The 18,025-nt window shown below is 64.4% G+C and carries 17 protein-coding genes; 10 read left to right on the forward strand and 7 right to left on the reverse strand.

The annotated features are described in order from the left end of the window. Nucleotides 1-80 precede the first annotated feature (80 nt). The 5 genes from C513_RS0101245 to ompA form a co-directional block, all read right to left on the reverse strand. Nucleotides 81-1,289 carry a hypothetical protein gene (locus C513_RS0101245; RefSeq protein WP_018714205.1) on the reverse strand — a complete coding sequence of 403 codons (1,209 nt, stop codon included), beginning with the start codon at nt 1,287-1,289 and terminating at the stop codon, nt 81-83. Next, nucleotides 1,286-1,801 (reverse strand): hypothetical protein, encoded by a 516-nt coding sequence (locus C513_RS0101250; RefSeq protein ID WP_018714206.1) that lies wholly within the window; start codon nt 1,799-1,801, stop codon nt 1,286-1,288. The genes C513_RS0101245 and C513_RS0101250 overlap by 4 nt, the downstream gene beginning before the upstream one ends. Before the next feature lie 4 nt (nt 1,802-1,805). Further along, entirely contained in the window at nt 1,806-2,471 is a 666-nt protein-coding gene (gene gph, locus C513_RS0101255) for a phosphoglycolate phosphatase (RefSeq protein WP_018714207.1), read from the reverse strand. 12 nt (nt 2,472-2,483) lie between these two features. Then, nucleotides 2,484-3,221 (reverse strand): bifunctional 2-polyprenyl-6-hydroxyphenol methylase/3-demethylubiquinol 3-O-methyltransferase UbiG, encoded by a 738-nt coding sequence (gene ubiG / locus C513_RS0101260; RefSeq protein ID WP_018714208.1) that lies wholly within the window; start codon nt 3,219-3,221, stop codon nt 2,484-2,486. 100 nt (nt 3,222-3,321) lie between these two features. Beyond that, nucleotides 3,322-3,912: an outer membrane protein OmpA gene (gene ompA / locus C513_RS0101270; protein WP_026320417.1), complete on the reverse strand. Its 591-nt coding sequence runs from the start codon at nt 3,910-3,912 to the stop codon at nt 3,322-3,324. A 265-nt stretch (nt 3,913-4,177) separates the two neighbouring features. Here ompA and gyrA point away from each other — a divergent pair, with 265 nt between their 5' ends. The 10 genes from gyrA (at nt 4,178) to lapB (ending at nt 16,678) form a co-directional block, all read left to right on the forward strand. Beyond that, nucleotides 4,178-6,820 (forward strand): DNA gyrase subunit A, encoded by a 2,643-nt coding sequence (gene gyrA / locus C513_RS0101275; RefSeq protein ID WP_018714210.1) that lies wholly within the window; start codon nt 4,178-4,180, stop codon nt 6,818-6,820. Between the two features lie 81 nt (nt 6,821-6,901). After that, nucleotides 6,902-7,450: a DUF2059 domain-containing protein gene (locus C513_RS0101280; RefSeq protein ID WP_033394767.1), complete on the forward strand. Its 549-nt coding sequence runs from the start codon at nt 6,902-6,904 to the stop codon at nt 7,448-7,450. Nucleotides 7,451-7,476: 26 nt separating this feature from the next. Continuing rightward, nucleotides 7,477-8,577: a 3-phosphoserine/phosphohydroxythreonine transaminase gene (gene serC, locus C513_RS0101285; RefSeq protein ID WP_026320418.1), complete on the forward strand. Its 1,101-nt coding sequence runs from the start codon at nt 7,477-7,479 to the stop codon at nt 8,575-8,577. 30 nt (nt 8,578-8,607) lie between these two features. Continuing rightward, complete coding sequence (gene pheA, locus C513_RS0101290) at nt 8,608-9,693, forward strand: prephenate dehydratase (RefSeq protein WP_018714213.1); 1,086 nt, start codon at nt 8,608-8,610, stop codon at nt 9,691-9,693. Between the two features lie 13 nt (nt 9,694-9,706). Next, nucleotides 9,707-10,591: a prephenate dehydrogenase gene (locus C513_RS0101295; protein WP_018714214.1), complete on the forward strand. Its 885-nt coding sequence runs from the start codon at nt 9,707-9,709 to the stop codon at nt 10,589-10,591. A gap of 5 nt (nt 10,592-10,596) precedes the next feature. Further along, nucleotides 10,597-12,651: a bifunctional 3-phosphoshikimate 1-carboxyvinyltransferase/cytidylate kinase gene (locus C513_RS0101300; protein WP_018714215.1), complete on the forward strand. Its 2,055-nt coding sequence runs from the start codon at nt 10,597-10,599 to the stop codon at nt 12,649-12,651. A 201-nt stretch (nt 12,652-12,852) separates the two neighbouring features. Next, nucleotides 12,853-14,538, forward strand: coding sequence for a 30S ribosomal protein S1 (rpsA, locus tag C513_RS0101305; RefSeq protein WP_018714216.1), 1,686 nt, complete (start codon nt 12,853-12,855; stop codon nt 14,536-14,538). A 135-nt stretch (nt 14,539-14,673) separates the two neighbouring features. Beyond that, on the forward strand, nt 14,674-15,018 hold the full coding sequence (locus C513_RS0101310) for an integration host factor subunit beta (protein ID WP_281167653.1): 345 nt from the start codon (nt 14,674-14,676) through the stop codon (nt 15,016-15,018). Between the two features lie 109 nt (nt 15,019-15,127). Further along, a complete protein-coding gene (locus C513_RS12380) occupies nt 15,128-15,496 on the forward strand; it encodes a LapA family protein (protein ID WP_018714218.1) in 369 nt (122 codons plus the stop codon). Nucleotides 15,497-15,520: 24 nt separating this feature from the next. Next, nucleotides 15,521-16,678, forward strand: coding sequence for a lipopolysaccharide assembly protein LapB (gene lapB, locus C513_RS0101320; protein ID WP_018714219.1), 1,158 nt, complete (start codon nt 15,521-15,523; stop codon nt 16,676-16,678). Nucleotides 16,679-16,765: 87 nt separating this feature from the next. Here lapB and C513_RS0101325 read toward each other — a convergent pair whose 3' ends face one another. Together C513_RS0101325 and C513_RS0101330 are read right to left on the reverse strand one after the other, a co-directional pair. Next, the gene (locus C513_RS0101325; protein ID WP_018714220.1) at nt 16,766-17,500 is read right to left on the reverse strand and encodes an SIMPL domain-containing protein; all 735 of its coding nucleotides are present in this window, start codon (nt 17,498-17,500) and stop codon (nt 16,766-16,768) included. A 33-nt stretch (nt 17,501-17,533) separates the two neighbouring features. Next, the gene (locus C513_RS0101330) at nt 17,534-17,851 is read right to left on the reverse strand and encodes a hypothetical protein (protein WP_018714221.1); all 318 of its coding nucleotides are present in this window, start codon (nt 17,849-17,851) and stop codon (nt 17,534-17,536) included. Nucleotides 17,852-18,025: the final 174 nt, after the last annotated feature.

The following is an 18,025-nucleotide window of genomic DNA, read 5'->3' on the forward strand; positions in this document are numbered from 1 at the left end:
GGAAGTTGATTATAGCCCTCTCGCCCGCCCCTGTCACGCCCTGCCGGACAAGTGCTTGCAGCTCTTGCATCCGGCTACGTTCAGGGCTGCAGGCCGTGTTCGGCAGCAAAACCGGCACGCAACTGGCGCACCTGTTCCTGCGTGATGCAGGCAGGCAGCTGGTGCGCCCGGGCCGGATGCTGCTGCCGCCAGGCCTGCACACCGGCACTCTGGTACGGATCCGCCACTGTATAGCCTACGCGCTGACGGCAGTGCCGGCCCTGCGCATCGCACTGGCGCAGCGTGCTTGCATAAATCACCCGGCCATCGCGCGTCAGGCCCGGAAAGGCGCTGGCTGTCAGTGTCTCGCCAGCACGTGCAGGCAGCGTGGCCAGATTGAAGGCCTGCTGCAACGCACGGCTGTACCACCAGGCCTGGCCACGATACTCGTAGGCCAGATCACCGCCCTGCCCTGCGCCGGGAAAACCGAAAATCGTCTTGCCACTGGCGTGGGCAAACGTATCGCGTAGTCCGCAACCCTTGCCATCGTCCCCGAAACCGTAAATGCGCATGGTCGGCTGGCCTTGCACCGGATTCTGCGGCATGGCGGCAAACTCGGTGCCGTCCACCGATAGCATGGGCAAGGCATACATGGCCCCGTCTTCCCGCGCCCGATCGCGGCAGTGATACACGCGGCCGGAATCGGCCACGATGCGCTGCTGCGCCAGATCCACGGTCAGCGTACGGCTGGACAGGCTGCCTACGCCCATGCTGTCCTCGCCATCGGCATTCGGCCAGCTCAGGGAGCGGATCTTCACCTGTCCCGGCTGATCCCCCGGCAACTCCGCCGCTGCCGCGTAGAAACCCGTCATGCCGCCACGAAACAGCGGCCGGGCCTGCGCCTGCTGCCGCAGCACATCCTGCAGGCGGTAGTGGTCCCCGTTCACATTCACCAGCCAGCGCCAACTGCCCTGCACCGGAAAAGCCTCATTCTGCAAGGGCGTGGTGTAGGCGCGCACCACCGTGCCGCCGAATGCCGGCAGCTCCATCAGGCTCACCTGCCCCAGTCTTGCTCCGGAAAACGAACGCAGCACAAAGCGGCCATCCGGGCTGAAGCGCTCGTAGCTGCCCAATGGCACCAGCGGCTGCCCGGCCGCATCCTGGCTGCTGCCGGCTACGTCCGCAGTCAGTTCGATGAAGGTACTCGGCGCGATACAGGCATCTGCCGGTTCGGCCAGTGCCAGGCCGCCGGCTGTCAGCAGCGCCAATGCAATGGCCAGCTGTCTGGATGCGCGTGCGGTGCCGTTCATGGCGAATGCTGCTCCCGGTTCTGCGTGGCTGTCACGGGCAGCAGGCGCTCCTGCAGCCCCAGCCGCCAATAGACCGGCGGCATGGCCGATACCAGCGGGCGTGTATCGGCCCGGCCTTGCTGCACCAGCCAGGCAGTGGGAAAGTGGCGCCAGGCATCAGCGTCGATCAGCTCCCGGGCGCACAGCGGCTGGCTTTGTGCCAGCGCCTGGCGGTCGGCCACATCCAACGTCTGCACCGCTTCACGGATTTCGCCGGCAGGTACGCGGCCATCATGCACAGGCAGCCAGTCCACGCCCAGTCCCGCCGCCACCTGCCGCACCTCGGCCGCATGCTGTGCCGACAGCACCATGCGTGGCGACCAGACGTAGAGCAGCACCGGGCGCGCCTCGCCATCGGCAGCCGTACTGCGCTGCAGCGCCTGCCAGTCGGTATCGGAAAAGCACGGATCCTGCGCCTGTGCCGCACCCGCCAGAAGCAGCAGCATCAGCGCGAGCACGGCCGGCGAGCGCATGACCTTACTGCAGCCCGATCAGGGCCAGCACTCCGGCTGGCTGCGCGGCTTCGGCGCGGGCTCCCCAGGCGGCCACATCGTGCTCGCCCAGATAGCCCCAGAGCGCCGCCACATCCGGCATGCCGGCCGCTCGGGCGGCGTCGATATCGCGCTTGTCATCGCCCACATAGAGGCAGGCCGATGGCGGCAGCTGCAGCCGGCGCGCTGCTTCCAGCAGCGGCTCGGGATGCGGCTTGGGGTGCGGCGTGGTATCACCCGCCACCACCACGGCAGCGCCCTGCAGCACCGGCATGGTGCGTGCCAGCGGCAAGGTGAAGCGCTCCGTCTTGTTGGTCACGATACCCCAGCGCAGGCCGGCTGCTTCCAGCGCGCGCAGCAACTCGGGCACCCCATCAAAGGCATGCGTCAGCTCGGTCAGGCTGGATTCGTAATTGCGGAAGAATTCTTCGCGGTAGTCCGGAAAATCCGGATGCTCCGGGGTCATGCCAAACGCCAGTCCCAACATGCCGCGTGCACCGGCTCCGGCCATGGGGCGGTAATGCTCCAGCGGCAGCGAAGGCAGGCCACGCGCCACACGCATGCGATCCACCGCTGCGCCCAGATCCGGGGCGCTATCAATCAGGGTGCCGTCCAGATCGAACAGCACGGCCTGGATATTCGAAAATGCCATGAGAAAACCCGTTCAGGCCGGCTTGCGGCAGGCCACCATATAGTTGACATCCACATTCGCATCCAGCCAGTAGCGCTGCGTCAGCGGGTTGTAATGCAGGCCGCGGGTGGAATCGATCGCCAGACCGGATTCGCGGCACTGGCGCATCAGCTCGGCCGGGGTGATCATCTTGGCGTATTCATGGGTGCCACGAGGCACCAGATTCAACAGGTATTCCGCGCCCAGAATCGCAAACAGGAAGGATTTGGGATTGCGGTTGATGGTGGACAGCAGTACCCAGCCACCCGGCTTGACGGCCTGTGCGCAGGCGCGTACCACCGAGGCCGGATCAGGCACGTGTTCCAGCATCTCCATGCAAGTCACGACATCAAATTCGCCGGGGTGCCCGGCAGCAAACTGCTCCACGCTCACCTTCTGGTAGCGCACGTTGTTGACACCGGCTTCCAGCGCATGCAACTGGGCCACGCGCAACGATTCTTCGGCCAGATCGATGCCCGTGACCTGGGCACCCGCCTGCGCCATGGCTTCGGACAGGATACCGCCGCCACAGCCTACATCCAGCACCTGGCGGTCACGCAGGTTGCCGGCCACTTCCTGGATCCAGCCCAGGCGCAGCGGGTTGATGGCATGCAGCGTACGCAGCACGCCAGTGTCATCCCACCACTGGTGTGCCAGATCAGAAAACTTGGCCACTTCCGCCGGATCGACGTTCTCCGCCGGCACGGATTGCTGGGTATTGGTATTTTCCATAGGCTGATTGTGCCTCAAAAACCGGACTGTGCGCATCCACCGTCCAGACGACAAAAAGCCCCGCAGGGCGGGGCTTTTTGGGTCTGCGTGAGCAGAAGGATTAGCGGGTGCCAACCACTTCGATTTCCACGCGACGGTTCTGGGCGCGGCCTTCGCGGGTAGCGTTGGTAGCGACCGGCTGGCTTTCGCCCTTGCCTTCCACGTAGATGCGCTCAGCGGGGATGCCCTTGGACACCAGGTAGTTCTTCACGGCGTTGGCGCGGCGAACAGACAGAGCCTGGTTGTAAGAGTCAGAGCCGATGGAGTCGGTGTGACCGGTGCTGATCACGGCTTCCAGGTTCAGGCCCTGGATCTTGCTGACCAGGTCGTCCAGGGTAGCGCGGCCAGCCGGCTTCAGCACGGACTTGTCGAAGTCGAAGAAGGCGTCAGCAGCGTAGGTCACCTTGCTGGCAACCGGAGCAGCGGTAGCCGGAGCTGCCTGGGCAACGGGCAGGCCGCAAGCCGGGGTGGCAGCGGTAGCCGGAGTCCAGTAGTTATCTTGCCAGCACAGTTCGTTCGTGCCGTTCATCCACACCAGGTTACCGTGGTTGTTAACCCAGTTGTCACCCTTCAGGGTGGTGGATGCAGCCATAGCACTGCCTGCCATAGCGACAGTTGCGAACAACACAGCCACTTTATTCAGTTTCTTCATGTTTATCCTCTTGATTTAATACCACAGCAGGAGCTGCACGATTATGCGAGTTTCGGATGCCCTTGAGCGTAACCCGTCGAACCGATTGTGCCACAGCACGCATTCACTTTAACCGCTCCACAAGGCCTCTGCACGTCTGCCAGGGGGAAATCTCGCCCTTTGTTGCGCGCTTGCCACACGACCGGCCGGACGACCACCTGACAGGGGGCCTTGCGTGTACCGGTAGAATGGAGGCTATCCATATACAGGAAGAGTCCCCTCCAGCATGACAGAATTTGCCAAAGAAACGCTGCCCATCAGTCTAGAAGAAGAGATGCGCCGCAGCTACCTCGATTACGCCATGAGCGTGATTGTAGGCCGTGCCCTGCCCGATGCCCGTGACGGCCTCAAGCCCGTGCACCGCCGTGTGCTGTACGCCATGCACGTGCTCAACAATGACTGGAACCGCCCCTACAAGAAGTCGGCGCGTATCGTCGGTGACGTGATCGGTAAGTACCACCCGCACGGCGATATCGCGGTGTATGACACCATCGTGCGTCTGGCACAGGACTTCAGCATGCGCCACATGCTGGTGGACGGCCAGGGCAACTTCGGTTCGGTCGACGGCGACAGCGCTGCCGCCATGCGTTACACCGAAATCCGCCTGTCGAAGATCGCGCACGAGATGCTGGCCGACATCGACAAGGAAACGGTGGACTTCGGCCCCAACTATGACGGCAGCGAGCAGGAACCGCTGGTACTGCCGACGCGCCTGCCCAGCCTGCTGGTGAACGGCTCTTCCGGTATTGCCGTGGGCATGGCCACCAACATCCCGCCACACAACCTGAACGAGGTGGTGGATGCCTGCCTGCACCTGCTGACGCATCCCGATGCCAGCATCGATGACCTGATCGAGATCATCCCGGCACCGGACTTTCCTACCGGCGGCATCATCTACGGCATCTCCGGCGTACGCGAAGGCTATCGCACCGGGCGTGGCCGCGTGGTGATGCGCGCCAGGGTGCACTTCGAGGACATTGACCGCGGCCAGCGCCAGGCCATCATCGTCGACGAGCTGCCCTACCAGGTCAACAAGAAGACGCTGCAGGAGCGCATTGCCGAACTGGTGCACGAAAAGCGCATCGAGGGCATCAGCCATATCCAGGACGAATCCGACAAGTCGGGCATGCGCCTGGTGATCGAGCTCAAGCGTGGCGAGCTGCCCGAGGTGGTGCTGAACAACCTGTACAAGCACACCCAGCTGCAGGATACCTTCGGCATCAACATGGTGGCGCTGATAGACGGCCAGCCGCGCCTGTGCAATATCAAGGACCTGATCAGCGTGTTCCTGCAACACCGCCGCGAGGTGGTGACGCGCAGGACCATCTTCAATCTGCGCAAGGCCCGCGACCGCGGCCACGTGCTGGAAGGCCTGGCGGTGGCACTGGCCAATATCGACGAGTTCATCCGCATCATCCGCGAGTCCCCGACCCCGCCAGTGGCCAAGGCAGAACTGATGGCACGCAGCTGGGACAGCAGCTTGGTGCGCGAGATGCTGACGCGTGCGCGCGAGGACGGCAGCGTGGTGAATGCCGACGACTATCGCCCCGAGGGACTGGGCCGCCAGTACGGTCTGGGCCAGGACGGCCTGTATCGCCTGAGCGATGTGCAGGCGCAGGAAATCCTGCAGATGCGCCTGCAGCGCCTGACCGGCCTGGAGCAGGACAAGATCGTGGCCGAATACAAGGACGTGATGGCCGAGATCGAGGACCTGCTGGACATCCTGGCGCGCCCGGACCGCGTGTCCAGCATCATCGGCGAGGAACTGAACGCCCTCAAGAGCGAATTCGGTCAGACCAAGCTGGGCGCACGCCGCAGCGAGATCGAGCACAACGCGCTGGAACTGGGCACGGAAGACCTGATCACGCCAACCGACATGGTGGTGACGCTGTCGCATACCGGCTATGTCAAGAGCCAGCCGCTGTCCGAGTATCGCTCGCAGAAGCGGGGTGGCCGCGGCAAGCAGGCCACCACCACCAAGGACGATGACTGGATCGAGCAGCTGTTCATTGCCAACACGCATGACTACCTGCTGTGCTTCAGCAACCGTGGCCGCCTCTACTGGCTCAAGGTCTGGGAAGTACCGACCGGCAGCCGTGGTTCGCGTGGCCGCCCGATCGTCAACATGTTCCCGCTGGAAGACGGCGAGAAGATCACCGTGGTGCTGCCGCTGACCGGCGAGATGCGCACCTTCCCGGCGGACCACTATGTCTTCATGGCCACCGCCCAGGGCACGGTCAAGAAGACTGCCCTGGACGAATTCAGCAATCCGCGCAAGGCCGGCATCATTGCCGTTGGCCTGGACGAAGGCGACTACCTGATCGGTGCCGCCCTGACCGATGGCGCCCATGACGTGATGCTGTTCAGTGATGGCGGCAAGGCGGTGCGCTTCGACGAGAACGATGTGCGCCCGATGGGCCGCCAGGCGCGCGGCGTGCGCGGCATGCAGCTGGAAGACGGCCAGCAGGTGATTTCCCTGCTGGTGGCCGGTGACGAATCGCAAAGCGTGCTGACTGCCACCGAGAACGGCTTTGGCAAGCGCACCAATATTGCCGAGTACACGCGCCATGGCCGTGGCACCAAGGGCATGATCGCGATCCAGCAGAGCGAACGCAACGGCAAGGTCGTGGCCGCCACGCTGGTGCGCGAGGACGACGAGATCATGCTGATTACCGATCGCGGCGTCCTGGTGCGCACCCGCGTCGCCGAAATCCGCGAAATGGGTCGTGCCACCCAGGGCGTGACACTGATCGCGCTGGATGACGGCGCCCAGCTGATCGGCCTGCAGCGCATCGTCGAGAACGATGCCAGCGACGATGCGCCGGATGCCGAAGTCGCAGGAGACGATGCCACGCCCGCAGCCGAGTGATGCACAATGCCTGAACCGTACCGCCTGCCCGGGCGGTACAGTCAGATTTTTTTCCCGTTTTCAGGTAGTACCCAAATGACCATGCGCCTTGCCTCCCCCGTTATTGCTGCCATCGCCCTGTCCATCGGCCTGGCTGCAGCCCCCGCCCAGGCCCAATCCGATGCCGCTGCGCGCAAGGAACTGGCCACCCGTATCGTGAACCTGCAAAAGGCCAGCGACATGGATGCGCTGATCGCGCAACTGGCCAGTTCTGCCAGCCAGACCGTGGTCTCCACCTGGCTGCCCAAGCTGGACCAGCTGCCGCGTTCCAAGCAGCGTACGGCGGCCGACCAACTGGATGCCGAGCTGAAGAAGTTCAACCAGGACAATGTGCGCCTGATCAAGAGCCGCAACGAGCGTATCAGCCTGGATGTGCTGGTGCCGGCCTATGCCGAACGCTTCACGACGGACGAACTGCGCCAGCTGGTAGCCTTCATGGAATCGCCCGTGATCAAGAAGTACTACGCTGCCAACCCGCAAATGGCCAACATGCTGGCGCAGAAACTGGTGGAAGCCACGCGCAAGGATGTGGAAACCCGCATCAAGGCCTTTGACGCCCGCGCCAACCAGATCATCAACAGCAACAAGTAAGTCCCGTCTCCATCATGACCGACGCCCTGCAACGCCCCTACAACTTCTCGGCCGGCCCGGCCACCATGCCTGCTGCCGTGCTGCAACGCGCGGCGGATGAGATGCTGGACTGGCCCTTTCCAGACGGGCGACGCAGCGGCATGGGCGTGATGGAGATGAGCCATCGCAGCGAGGCCTTCGGGCTGATCCTCGAGCAGGCGCTGGCCGACCTGCGCGAGCTGCTGGCAATTCCGGAGCATTTCCGCATCCTGTTCATGCAGGGTGGCGCGCTGGCCGAAAACGCCATCGTGCCGCTCAACCTGAGCCGTGGCGAAGCCGCCGGCTTTGTCGTCACCGGCAGCTGGAGCCAGAAAAGCCTGGCCGAGGCCGGCAAGTATTGCCAGGCCCAGCTGGTCGCCACGTGCGATGGCTATACCGGCATTCCCGATCCGGCCGGCTGGCACATCGATGGCCGCAACCGCTACCTGCACATCTGCAGCAACGAGACCATCCACGGGGTGGAATTCCACACCCTGCCCGATCTCGCCGCACTGGGCTGCGACATCCCGCTGGTAATCGATTTTTCCTCGCACGTGCTGTCGCGCCCGATCGACTGGAGCCGCGTCGGCCTCGCCTTTGGCGGTGCCCAGAAGAACATCGGCCCGGCCGGCCTGACGCTGGTCGTGGTGCGTGAAGACCTGCTGGGCCAGGCGCTACCGGCCTGCCCGAGTGCCTTCAACTACGAGATCGTGGCGAAGAACAATTCCATGTACAACACCCCTCCCACCTACGCCATCTACATGGCCGGCCTGATCTTCCAATGGATCAAGGCCCGGGGCGGCGTGGCGGCGATGGAGGCGCAAAATATCGCCAAGGCCGAGTTGCTGTACCACTTCATCGACCAGTCGGCGTTCTACCGCAACGACGTCGATCCGGCCGTGCGTTCGCGCATGAACGTTCCCTTCTTCCTGGCCGATGAAAGCCGCAATGCGGCCTTTCTGGAAGGCGCGCGCGAACGCGGCCTGCTGCAGCTCAAGGGCCACAAGTCCGTCGGCGGCATGCGTGCCAGCATCTACAACGCCATGCCGCTGGCTGGCGTGCAGGCGCTGGTCGACTACCTGCGCGATTTCGAGGCCGAGCAGGCCTGATTTCCCCCTGACCGTTTTCCTGACCCTGCCATGACCCGGACCATTGCCGACTTGCGCGTCGCCATCGACGCGGTAGACCAACAACTGCTGAAGCTGCTCAACGAGCGCGCTGCGCTGGCCAACGAAGTGGGCGACATCAAGCGCCTGGAAGGCTCGCAGGTGTTCCGCCCCGAGCGCGAGGCGCAGGTCATCCACACCTTGCAGCAGGACAACCTGGGTCCGCTCAAGGACGCCAGCATCGCCAATATCTGGCGCGAGATCATGTCCGCCTGCCGCGCCCTGGAGGCCCCACAGCGCGTTGCCTACCTGGGCCCGGCCGGCACTTTCAGCGAACAGGCCGCCGAAGCCTTCTTCGGCGTCAGCATCGAGCACATCCCCTGCACCAGCATGGACGAGGTGTTCCAGGCGACCGCCGGCGGCCGCGCTGCCTTTGGCGTGGTGCCGGTCGAGAACTCCACCGAAGGCGTGGTAACGCGCACGCTGGACCTGTTCCTGACCTCGCCGCTGCACATCATTGGCGAAACCAGCCTGCTGGTACGCCACAACCTGCTGCGCAAGGACAACCGCCTGGACGATATCGAGGCCGTGTATGCCCACCCGCAGGCACTGGCCCAGTGCCAGAACTGGCTCAACGCCCACCTGCCGCATGCCGAGCGCCACGCCGCCGACAGCAATGCCGAAGGCGCCCGCATCGCTGCCGGCAACCCCAAATGGGCCGCCATTGCCAGCCTGCGCGCCGCCAGCCAGTTCGGCCTGCACGTGGTCTCGCCCTCGATCCAGGACGATGCCTACAACCGCACCCGCTTTGCCGTCATCTGCCTGCCGGAAACACTGGCCATCCCGGAATCTTCCGGTCAGGACTGCACCAGCCTGGTGGTGTCGGTGGTCAACCGGCCCGGTGCCGTCTACGAGCTGCTGGAGCCGCTGAAGCGCCACGGCGTGTCCATGTCGCGCTTCGAATCGCGCCCGGCGCGCAGCGGCCAGCAGTGGGAATACTTCTTCTATATCGACCTGCAGGGCCATATCAGCGATCCCGCCATGGCAGCGGCGCTGGCCGACCTGCGCCCGATCTGCGCCTATTACAAGGTGCTGGGCTCTTACGCCATCAACGGCTGAGGGAGGAGCACCCATGTTCCTGCGCATGGCCCTGATTGGATGCGGCATGATGGGCGGCTCGCTCGCCCTGGCAATGCGCCGCGCACGCCTGGTGCAACAGGTAGTAGGCTACAGCCCGAACGCCGATGACTTGCGCGTGGCCATAGACCGCGGCGTGATCGATGCCGCTGCCGCGACGGTGGCGGATGCCGTGCGTCGCGCCGATTTTGTCGTGCTGGCCGTCCCGGTTGCCGTGACCAGGCAGGTGCTGCAAGAGCTGGCCCCCTGGCTGCGTCCCGATGCCATCATCATGGATGTCGGCTCGACCAAGCAGAACGTGATAGCCGCGGCCCAGGAGGCGCTCGGCCCGCATGTCGGCCAGTTCGTACCGGCCCATCCGATTGCCGGCAAGGAAGTGGCTGGCATCCTGCACGCCGATCCGGACCTGTACCGTGGTCGCCAGGTGATCCTGACGCCGGCGCGCAGCACCCGCATCGGGCCGCTGCAGCAGGCGACCAGCCTGTGGGAAGCGCTGGGCTGCCGCGTCATCACCATGGACCCGCAAGCGCACGATGCCACTTTTGCCGCCGTCAGCCACCTGCCACACATGACCGCCTATGCGCTGATGCACAGCATCCTGCACCAGGATGATGCCGCCGACACGCTGGCGCTGGCCGGTTCCGGCTTCCGCGACTTCACCCGCATTGCCGCCAGCAATCCGGCCATCTGGCGCGACATCTTCCTCTGCAACCGCGAGGAAATGCTGCACCAGACCGATGCCCTGATCGCCTCGCTGCAGACTTTTGCCAAGGCCATCGCCGACAACGATGCCGATACCCTGCTGGCCCTGATCACCGAGGCCAGTAATGCCCGCAGCCAGTGGCGCATGAGCACCATGGACAACAATTCCCTGCCCTGAACCTGATGAGCAAGCCCCCTTTCCTGGATCTCCCCCCCCTGACCGCTGCGCATGGCACGGTTCGCCTGCCCGGCTCCAAGAGCATCAGCAACCGCGTGCTGCTGTTGTCAGGCCTGTGCGCCGGCACCACCGTGTTGCACGGCCTGCTGGATTCCGACGATACACGCGTGATGCTGGCCGCCCTGCAGCAACTGGGCTGCCAGGTGGAGCGCAAGGGCACGACCGCGCGCATCACCGGCAATGGCGGCCGGCTGCCAGACAGTGCGCGCCAGGCCGATGCCCCGCTGCCCCTGTTCCTCGGCAATGCCGGCACCGCCATGCGTCCGCTCACCGCCGCACTGGCCATGCTGGACGGCCACTTCGAGATGACCGGCATCCCGCGCATGTACGAGCGCCCGATCGGTGACCTGGTGGACGGCCTGCTGCAACTGGACTGCGATGTACGTTATCTCGGCAATCCCGGCTATCCGCCGCTGCGCATCGGAGCGCGCCAGTCGCAGGCACGCCAGCCGGTGGAAATCCGCGTGCGTGGCGATGTGTCCAGCCAGTTCCTGACCGCACTGCTGATGGCGGCCCCGCTGGCACAGCACGCCACCACCTTCCGCATCCAGGGCGAGCTGATTTCCAGACCCTATATCGAGATCACGCTGAACCTGATGCGCCGCTATGGCGTGCAGGTCGAGCGCGATACCGAAACCGGCTGGCAGACCTTTACCGTGCCGGCCAACGCCGCCTACCACTCGCCCGGCGAACTGCACGTCGAGGCCGATGCCTCGTCGGCCAGCTACTTCATTGCGCTGGGCGCGATCGCCGCCGACCCGGCGCAGGACCAGGCCGTCACCATCGAAGGTGTGGGCGCCGACTCGATCCAGGGCGATATCCGCTTCATCGAGGCGGCCCGTGCCATGGGGGCCGCTATCCGCAGCACGCCGGACAGCATCAGCGTGCAGCGTGGCCGCTGGCCCCTGCAGGCCATCGACCTGGACTGCAACCACATTCCCGATGCCGCCATGACGCTGGCCATGATGGCGCTGTACGCCGATGGCACCACCACGCTGCGCAATATCGCCAGCTGGCGCGTCAAGGAAACCGATCGCATCGCCGCCATGGCGACCGAGCTGCGCAAGCTGGGAGCCACGGTCGAGGAAGGCCAGGACTTCATCCGCGTGACCCCGCCTGCAGCCGATGGCTGGCGCAGCGCCAGCCTGCACACCTATGACGACCACCGCATGGCCATGTGCGGCTCGCTGGCCGCCTTCAACCCGGCCGGACTGCCGGTGCGCATCGAAGACCCCGCCTGCGTCGGCAAGACCTTCCCCGACTACTTCAGCGTCTTGTTCTCGGTCTGCCAGGCCGACAGCACCACCATTCCGGTGCTGTGCATCGACGGCCCCAGCGCCAGCGGCAAGGGCACCTTGTCGGCCGCCGTGGCGGCCCGCCTGGGCTATGGCCTGCTCGATTCCGGCTCGCTGTACCGCATCGTCGGCCTGGCCGCGCGCCGTGCCGGCCTGCTCGATGCCAACATACAGGCCAACGAAACCGCCATTGCCGAGCTGGCCTCGCGGCTGGACATCTGCTTCGGCGAAGACAGCTGCCTGCTCGACGGCGAAGACATAGGCGACCAGATCCGCACCGAACAGGGTGGCATGGACGCCTCTGCCGTCTCGGGCCTGCCCTCGGTACGGCAGGCGCTGGTGGGCCTGCAACACGGCTTTCGCCGCCTGCCCGGACTGGTGGCGGACGGTCGCGACATGGGCACGGTGATCTTCCCGGACGCCCCGCTCAAGGTGTTTTTGACCGCCAGCGCCGAAAAACGTGCCGAACGCCGCCATAAGCAATTGATTTCCAAGGGAATCGACGCTAAAATAGACGACCTTCGCGCTGACCTGGAAGCACGTGACGAACGGGACCGCTCCCGTGCCGCCGCGCCTCTGAAACCGGCCGAAGATGCCCTGCTGCTCGACAACTCCGACATGGATATTCCTACGTCCGTGAATCAGGTGTTGGCATGGTGGCAAGGCAAACAGCCTTTCGGAACGCTGGCAGAAAGCGCGGACTAAGCTCCGCTGTCTCTTTCTGGCCACAGGGCTGCCATCAGGCAGCCCTGCTGCATTCAGGAGGACTGTTGTCGCTCCGCTGCCCGGGCAGCGGCTGTGTATCACCTTCAACCCCGCGATGCCCGCATCGCAACAACCCCCTGCCGGCGACAGGTGGACCGCAATGGTGCGATCCGCGTTCCCGCCAGCAGACTAGGAACATTCATGTCTGAATCTTTTGCCGAACTCTTTGAAGAATCCCTCAAGCGCGCCGAAATGCGCTCCGGTGAAGTCATCACCGCCGAGGTGGTCCGCGTCGAACACAACCACGTGGTGGTGAACGCAGGCCTCAAGTCCGAAGCCTATGTGCCGATCGAAGAGTTCAAGAACGACCAGGGCGAAATCGAGGTGCAAGCCGGTGATTTCGTCTCCGTGGCCATCACCAGCGCCGAAAACGGCTTTGGCGAGACCATCCTGTCCCGCGACACCGCCAAGCGCCTGGCCTCCTGGCTGCAACTGGAAAAGGCCCTGGAATCCGGCGATTTCGTCACCGGTACCACCAGCGGCAAGGTCAAGGGTGGCCTGACCGTGCTGGTCAACGGCATCCGCGCTTTCCTGCCCGGTTCCCTGGTGGACACCCGTCCGACCAAGGACCTGACCCCCTACGAAAACAAGACCCTGGAATTCAAGGTCATCAAGCTGGACCGCAAGCGCAACAACGTGGTGCTGAGCCGTCGCGCCGTGCTGGAAGCCAGCATGGGCGAAGAGCGCGCCAAGCTGCTGGAAACCCTGAAGGAAGGCGCCATCGTGCACGGCGTGGTCAAGAACATCACCGAATACGGTGCGTTCGTGGACCTGGGCGGTATCGACGGCCTGCTGCACATCACCGACATGGCATGGCGCCGTGTGCGTCACCCCTCCGAGGTGGTGCAGGCTGGCCAGGAACTGGACGCCAAGGTCCTGAAGTTCGACGCCGAGAAGAACCGCGTCTCCCTGGGCCTGAAGCAGCTGGGCGAAGACCCGTGGCTGGGCGTTTCCCGCCGCTACCCGCAGGGCACCCGCCTGTTCGGCAAGGTCACCAACATTGCCGACTACGGCGCCTTCGTCGAGCTGGAGCCCGGCATTGAAGGTCTGGTGCACGTGTCCGAAATGGACTGGACCAACAAGAACGCTGCTCCCAACAAGATCGTGTCCATGGGCGACGAAGTCGAGATCATGGTGCTGGACATCGACGAAGACAAGCGTCGCATCAGCCTGGGCATGAAGCAGTGCAAGGCCAACCCGTGGCAGGATTTTGCCGCCAACACCAAGCGTGGCGACAAGGTTTCCGGCCCGATCAAGTCCATCACCGACTTCGGCATCTTCGTGGGCCTGGCCTCCGGTATCGACGGCCTGGTGCACCTGTCCGACCTGTCCTGGAACGAGCCCGGCGAAGCTGCCGTGCGCAACTACAAGAAGGGCCAGGACGTGGAAGCCGTGGTGCTGGGCGTGGACGTCGAGCGCGAGCGCATCTCCCTGGGCATCAAGCAGCTGGATTCCGACCCGTTCACGACCTTCGTGTCCGTGAATGACAAGGGCCAGTCCGTGACCGGTACCGTCAAGTCTGTCGATGCCAAGGGCGCCGAAATCGACCTGGGCGAAGACGTGATCGGCTACCTGCGTGCCAGCGAAATCAGCCAGGACCGCGTGGAAGACGCCAGCCAGGTGCTGAAGGTGGGCGACGAAGTGACCGCCGTGATCACCAATATCGACCGCAAGAACCGTGGCGTGTCCCTGTCCATCAAGGCCAAGGATTCGGCAGACCAGCAACAGGCCATGAGCGACCTGAACCAGGCTTCTGCCCGCGACCACGCCGGCACCACCAGCCTGGGTGCCCTGCTGCGCGCCAAGCTGGACAACAGCAACAACTGATCGTCCCGCGACGATGCCACGGCAGCATGCTGCCGTGGTGCCGATCCGGCTTGCCGGGTCGGCCAGCTGGCTACCAGCCAGGCCCTCTCCCCGCAGATCTTTCTGTTTCCCGAGGGCTTGCACAACCGCCCTGCCCTGCATGCACGGTTGTGCAAGTCTTTGACCTTTCCCATTTCCATGACACGCTCCGACCTCGTTGACGAATTGGCGGCCCGCTTCAGCCAGCTCACCCACCGCGACGCCGAAATGGCCGTCAAGACCGTGCTCGACAGCATGGCCGATGCCCTGGCCCGCGGTCACCGCATCGAAGTGCGTGGTTTTGGCAGCTTTACCGTCAACCACCGTCCGGCGCGCACCGGCCGCAACCCGCGCACCGGCGAGAGCGTGGAAATCCCCGAAAAGCGCGTACCGCACTTCAAGCCGGGCAAGGCCCTGCGCGAAGCCGTGGACCAGCAACCCGACGACAGCGCACAGGCCTGATTGCCGGCAGCCGCAAGCAGGCATTCCCCGCATACAATGGCCTGCAAGATCCGGATGCCGGTTGCCGCCTGATGCGGTGCCGTGAAGTGCATCCGACGGGAGTTTCCGGATGAAATACGCCATCGGGCTGCTCAAGGCAGTCATCTTTGTCCTGCTGTTCGGCTTTGCCCTGAACAACCGCCAGAACGCCACACTGAATTTCCTGTTCGATTACGCGATCACGCTGCCGATGATCGTGGTGGTGCTGGCCAGCTTTGCCCTCGGCATCGTGCTTGGCATTCTGGTGATGCTGCCGCGCTGGTGGCAGCACCGCCGCCAGGCGCAGCAGGTACGCCAGCAGCTGGAAGCCCTGCAGGCACAACAGGCTGCAGCAGCAGCCGGAATCGCGCCTGTGGCGGTGCCCGCCACGCGCCACCCCGATCCGGATCAGCAGCGTCACATGACTGATCCCTCCCTGCCCATTACCGACGGCCAATAAGTCCGTCCCCTTTCCGGATTTCGCATGGAAAACGATTCTTTCATCTGGCTGCTGCTGGCCCTGCCCGTGGTGTTCGGCCTGGGCTGGATGGCCTCGCGGCTGGACCTGCGCCAGCTGCGCACCGCCAACCGCAGCGCCCCCAAGGCCTATTTCATGGGGCTGAACTATCTGCTCAACGAGCAGCAGGACGAAGCCATCGACGCCTTCATCGAGGCGGTGCAGAAGGACCCTGACACCTCCGAGCTGCACTTCGCGCTGGGCAACCTGTTCCGCCGCCGCGGCGAATACGAGCGCGCCGTGCGGGTGCACCGCCACCTGCTGTCGCGCACCGACCTGTCCATTGCCGATCGCGACCGTGCGCAACACGCACTGGCGCAGGATTTTCTGAAAGCCGGCCTGCTGGATCACGCCGAAGAGGCGCTGCGCGCCCTCAAGGGCAGCACCTATGAAGCGCGGGCACAGCTGGCGCTGCTGGGCATTTACGAGCGTTCGCGTGACTGGGTGCCCGCTGGCGAAGCCGCCCGCGCCCTGGAGTCCACTGGCCAGCAGGATCTGACCCGCCAGCGAGCCCACTACCTGTGTGAACGCGCCCTGGAGGCACATAAGCAGGGGCAGCCGGAACAGGCACAGGAGCTGCTGCTGCAGGCCATGCAGATCGCGCCACAGGCAGCCCGCCCGCGCCTGGAACAGGCCCGGCTGCTGCAGGCGGTCGGCGAACACGCCAAGGCCTTCGAACTGCTGCAACAGGCGATGCGCGACATCCCCGCCTTCGCACCGCTGCTGGCCGCCCCCTTTACCCAGGCCGCGCTCGAAACCGGTCGCACACTGGAAGCCCACGCGCTGCTGGAGCGCATGCAACAGCAGTCGCCTTCGATCGATCTGGTGGAGGCCCTGGCACGGCTGGACCTGCACCTCGATCCGGCCGCCTCCACGGCGGGGCGCTATCTGGGGCACCTGGAGCAAAGCCCCTCGCTGATCGCAGCCTCGCGCTGGCTGGATCTGGAAAAGCTGCAGCAGGATCCGCACCGCGATGTGGTCGATCGCGCTCTCGACAAGGCGATCCGCCCACTGGGTCGCTACCGTTGTGCTGCCTGCGGCTTTGAAGCCCAGCAGCACTACTGGCATTGCCCCGGCTGCCAGAGTTGGGACAGCTACCCGCCGCGCCGCGTGGAAGAGCTGTAAACCGGCGATCCACCACGCCCATAAAAAAACCCGTCACGTTGCCGTGACGGGGTTTGTCTCAGTCCTGTTCTTGCAGGCCCGACGGTATCAGCGCGACATCTGCACCGAGCCGTTGACCATGACACGCACGGTCGATTTGCCAGGCTGCACGGCCAGTTCGGCGGCTGCATCCGCGCTCATGGCGCGTGCCGTCATCATCTTGGGTGCGCCGCCGTAAAAGCCTTCGGCGTTGACCGAGACTTCACGCAGGCTGTAGTTGCTGAAGCCGAAGCTGCGCGTGATGGTGTTGGCCTTGTCGCGGAAGGCGGCAATGGCGCGTTCCTGGGCCTGGGCTTCGGTGCGCTGGCGCAATTCCTTGCTGATATCGAAGCCGACATCGGCAATCGTCAGGGTCGTGATGCGGTCTGCGGTGCGGCTGACGCGGTCGATATCCTTGCCGCTCAGAATCAGTTCGGTACTGCCCTGCCACTGCGTGATGCGGCCATTCTGGTCACGGCTCGGGTAGAGGCTGAAGTTGCCGGTCTGCACCTCCATCGCGCCCTCCTGCTGCTGGCCGCGCGCCACCTGCAGGGCGGCATCCAGCGCCTGCTTGAGCTGGTTCTGCACGGTCTGGGCATCCTTGCCCTGGCGGCTGGTGGACAGGGTGATGCGCAACATGTCCTGCTGGACATCCACGCTGCCTTCAGCCGACAGCTGCGCCACATTGGAAGGTTGGTAGGACATCATCGGGGTATTCTGCGCCATGGCTGCAGTGCTGGCAAGCCAGCCGAAGGCAGCGGCCAGCACGGTGGCACGCAGCAGGGGTACGGGTCGGAATGTCATGCGGTCTCCTGTCTGGTGGAGGGAAAACGGGGATCAGCGGCGGCTCTTGCCGTTGATATGGATGGTGCGGGAATGCTCGCGTACGGCGCGGCGCAGTTCCTGCAACTCCTTCTTGCTCAGGCGGCGCGGCTTGGCACCATTCATGCATTGCTGCTGCATGCTGACGCTTTCACGCAGATCCTGGGCGGACTGGCCTGGAAACGGGACGCCAACTTCTGCAGGCGATACCGGACAGCTGGTTTGCGCCATTGCCATGCCGGAGGTGCCGGTCAAGAACAGGCCCAACGACAGCAAGGGCAGCAGGCGCTGGGGACTTGTGCGGGCCGAATCAAAAAAACCTAACTTCTTCATTCATTATTCCTGAAACTGCACACTTTCCAGTCAAGCAGGCAGTTGCCACGAGAGATGCCCCTAGGTTACCGTCACCAAGGAGGAAAAATAGACCGGCCCGCGTCAGATTGGCAATATCAGGGCAAAACTTGTAACAGTATGAAAAGTCACCATTTCTTACCAGTTTTTTGGGGT

It is taken from the genome of Allobrachymonas chironomi DSM 19884, assembly GCF_000374625.1.
Taxonomy (GTDB): Bacteria; Pseudomonadota; Gammaproteobacteria; order Burkholderiales; family Burkholderiaceae_C; genus Brachymonas; species Brachymonas chironomi.

Coding starts and splice junctions, on each gene's coding strand:
- C513_RS0101245 (WP_018714205.1), bottom strand. CDS start 1,289: ATGAACGGCACCGCACGCGCATCCAGACAGCTGGCCATTGCATTGGCG.
- C513_RS0101250 (WP_018714206.1), bottom strand. CDS start 1,801: ATGCGCTCGCCGGCCGTGCTCGCGCTGATGCTGCTGCTTCTGGCGGGT.
- gph (WP_018714207.1), bottom strand. CDS start 2,471: ATGGCATTTTCGAATATCCAGGCCGTGCTGTTCGATCTGGACGGCACC.
- ubiG (WP_018714208.1), bottom strand. CDS start 3,221: ATGGAAAATACCAATACCCAGCAATCCGTGCCGGCGGAGAACGTCGAT.
- ompA (WP_026320417.1), bottom strand. CDS start 3,912: ATGAAGAAACTGAATAAAGTGGCTGTGTTGTTCGCAACTGTCGCTATG.
- gyrA (WP_018714210.1), top strand. CDS start 4,178: ATGACAGAATTTGCCAAAGAAACGCTGCCCATCAGTCTAGAAGAAGAG.
- C513_RS0101280 (WP_033394767.1), top strand. CDS start 6,902: ATGCGCCTTGCCTCCCCCGTTATTGCTGCCATCGCCCTGTCCATCGGC.
- pheA (WP_018714213.1), top strand. CDS start 8,608: ATGACCCGGACCATTGCCGACTTGCGCGTCGCCATCGACGCGGTAGAC.
- C513_RS0101295 (WP_018714214.1), top strand. CDS start 9,707: ATGTTCCTGCGCATGGCCCTGATTGGATGCGGCATGATGGGCGGCTCG.
- C513_RS0101300 (WP_018714215.1), top strand. CDS start 10,597: ATGAGCAAGCCCCCTTTCCTGGATCTCCCCCCCCTGACCGCTGCGCAT.
- rpsA (WP_018714216.1), top strand. CDS start 12,853: ATGTCTGAATCTTTTGCCGAACTCTTTGAAGAATCCCTCAAGCGCGCC.
- C513_RS12380 (WP_018714218.1), top strand. CDS start 15,128: ATGAAATACGCCATCGGGCTGCTCAAGGCAGTCATCTTTGTCCTGCTG.
- lapB (WP_018714219.1), top strand. CDS start 15,521: ATGGAAAACGATTCTTTCATCTGGCTGCTGCTGGCCCTGCCCGTGGTG.
- C513_RS0101325 (WP_018714220.1), bottom strand. CDS start 17,500: ATGACATTCCGACCCGTACCCCTGCTGCGTGCCACCGTGCTGGCCGCT.
- C513_RS0101330 (WP_018714221.1), bottom strand. CDS start 17,851: ATGAAGAAGTTAGGTTTTTTTGATTCGGCCCGCACAAGTCCCCAGCGC.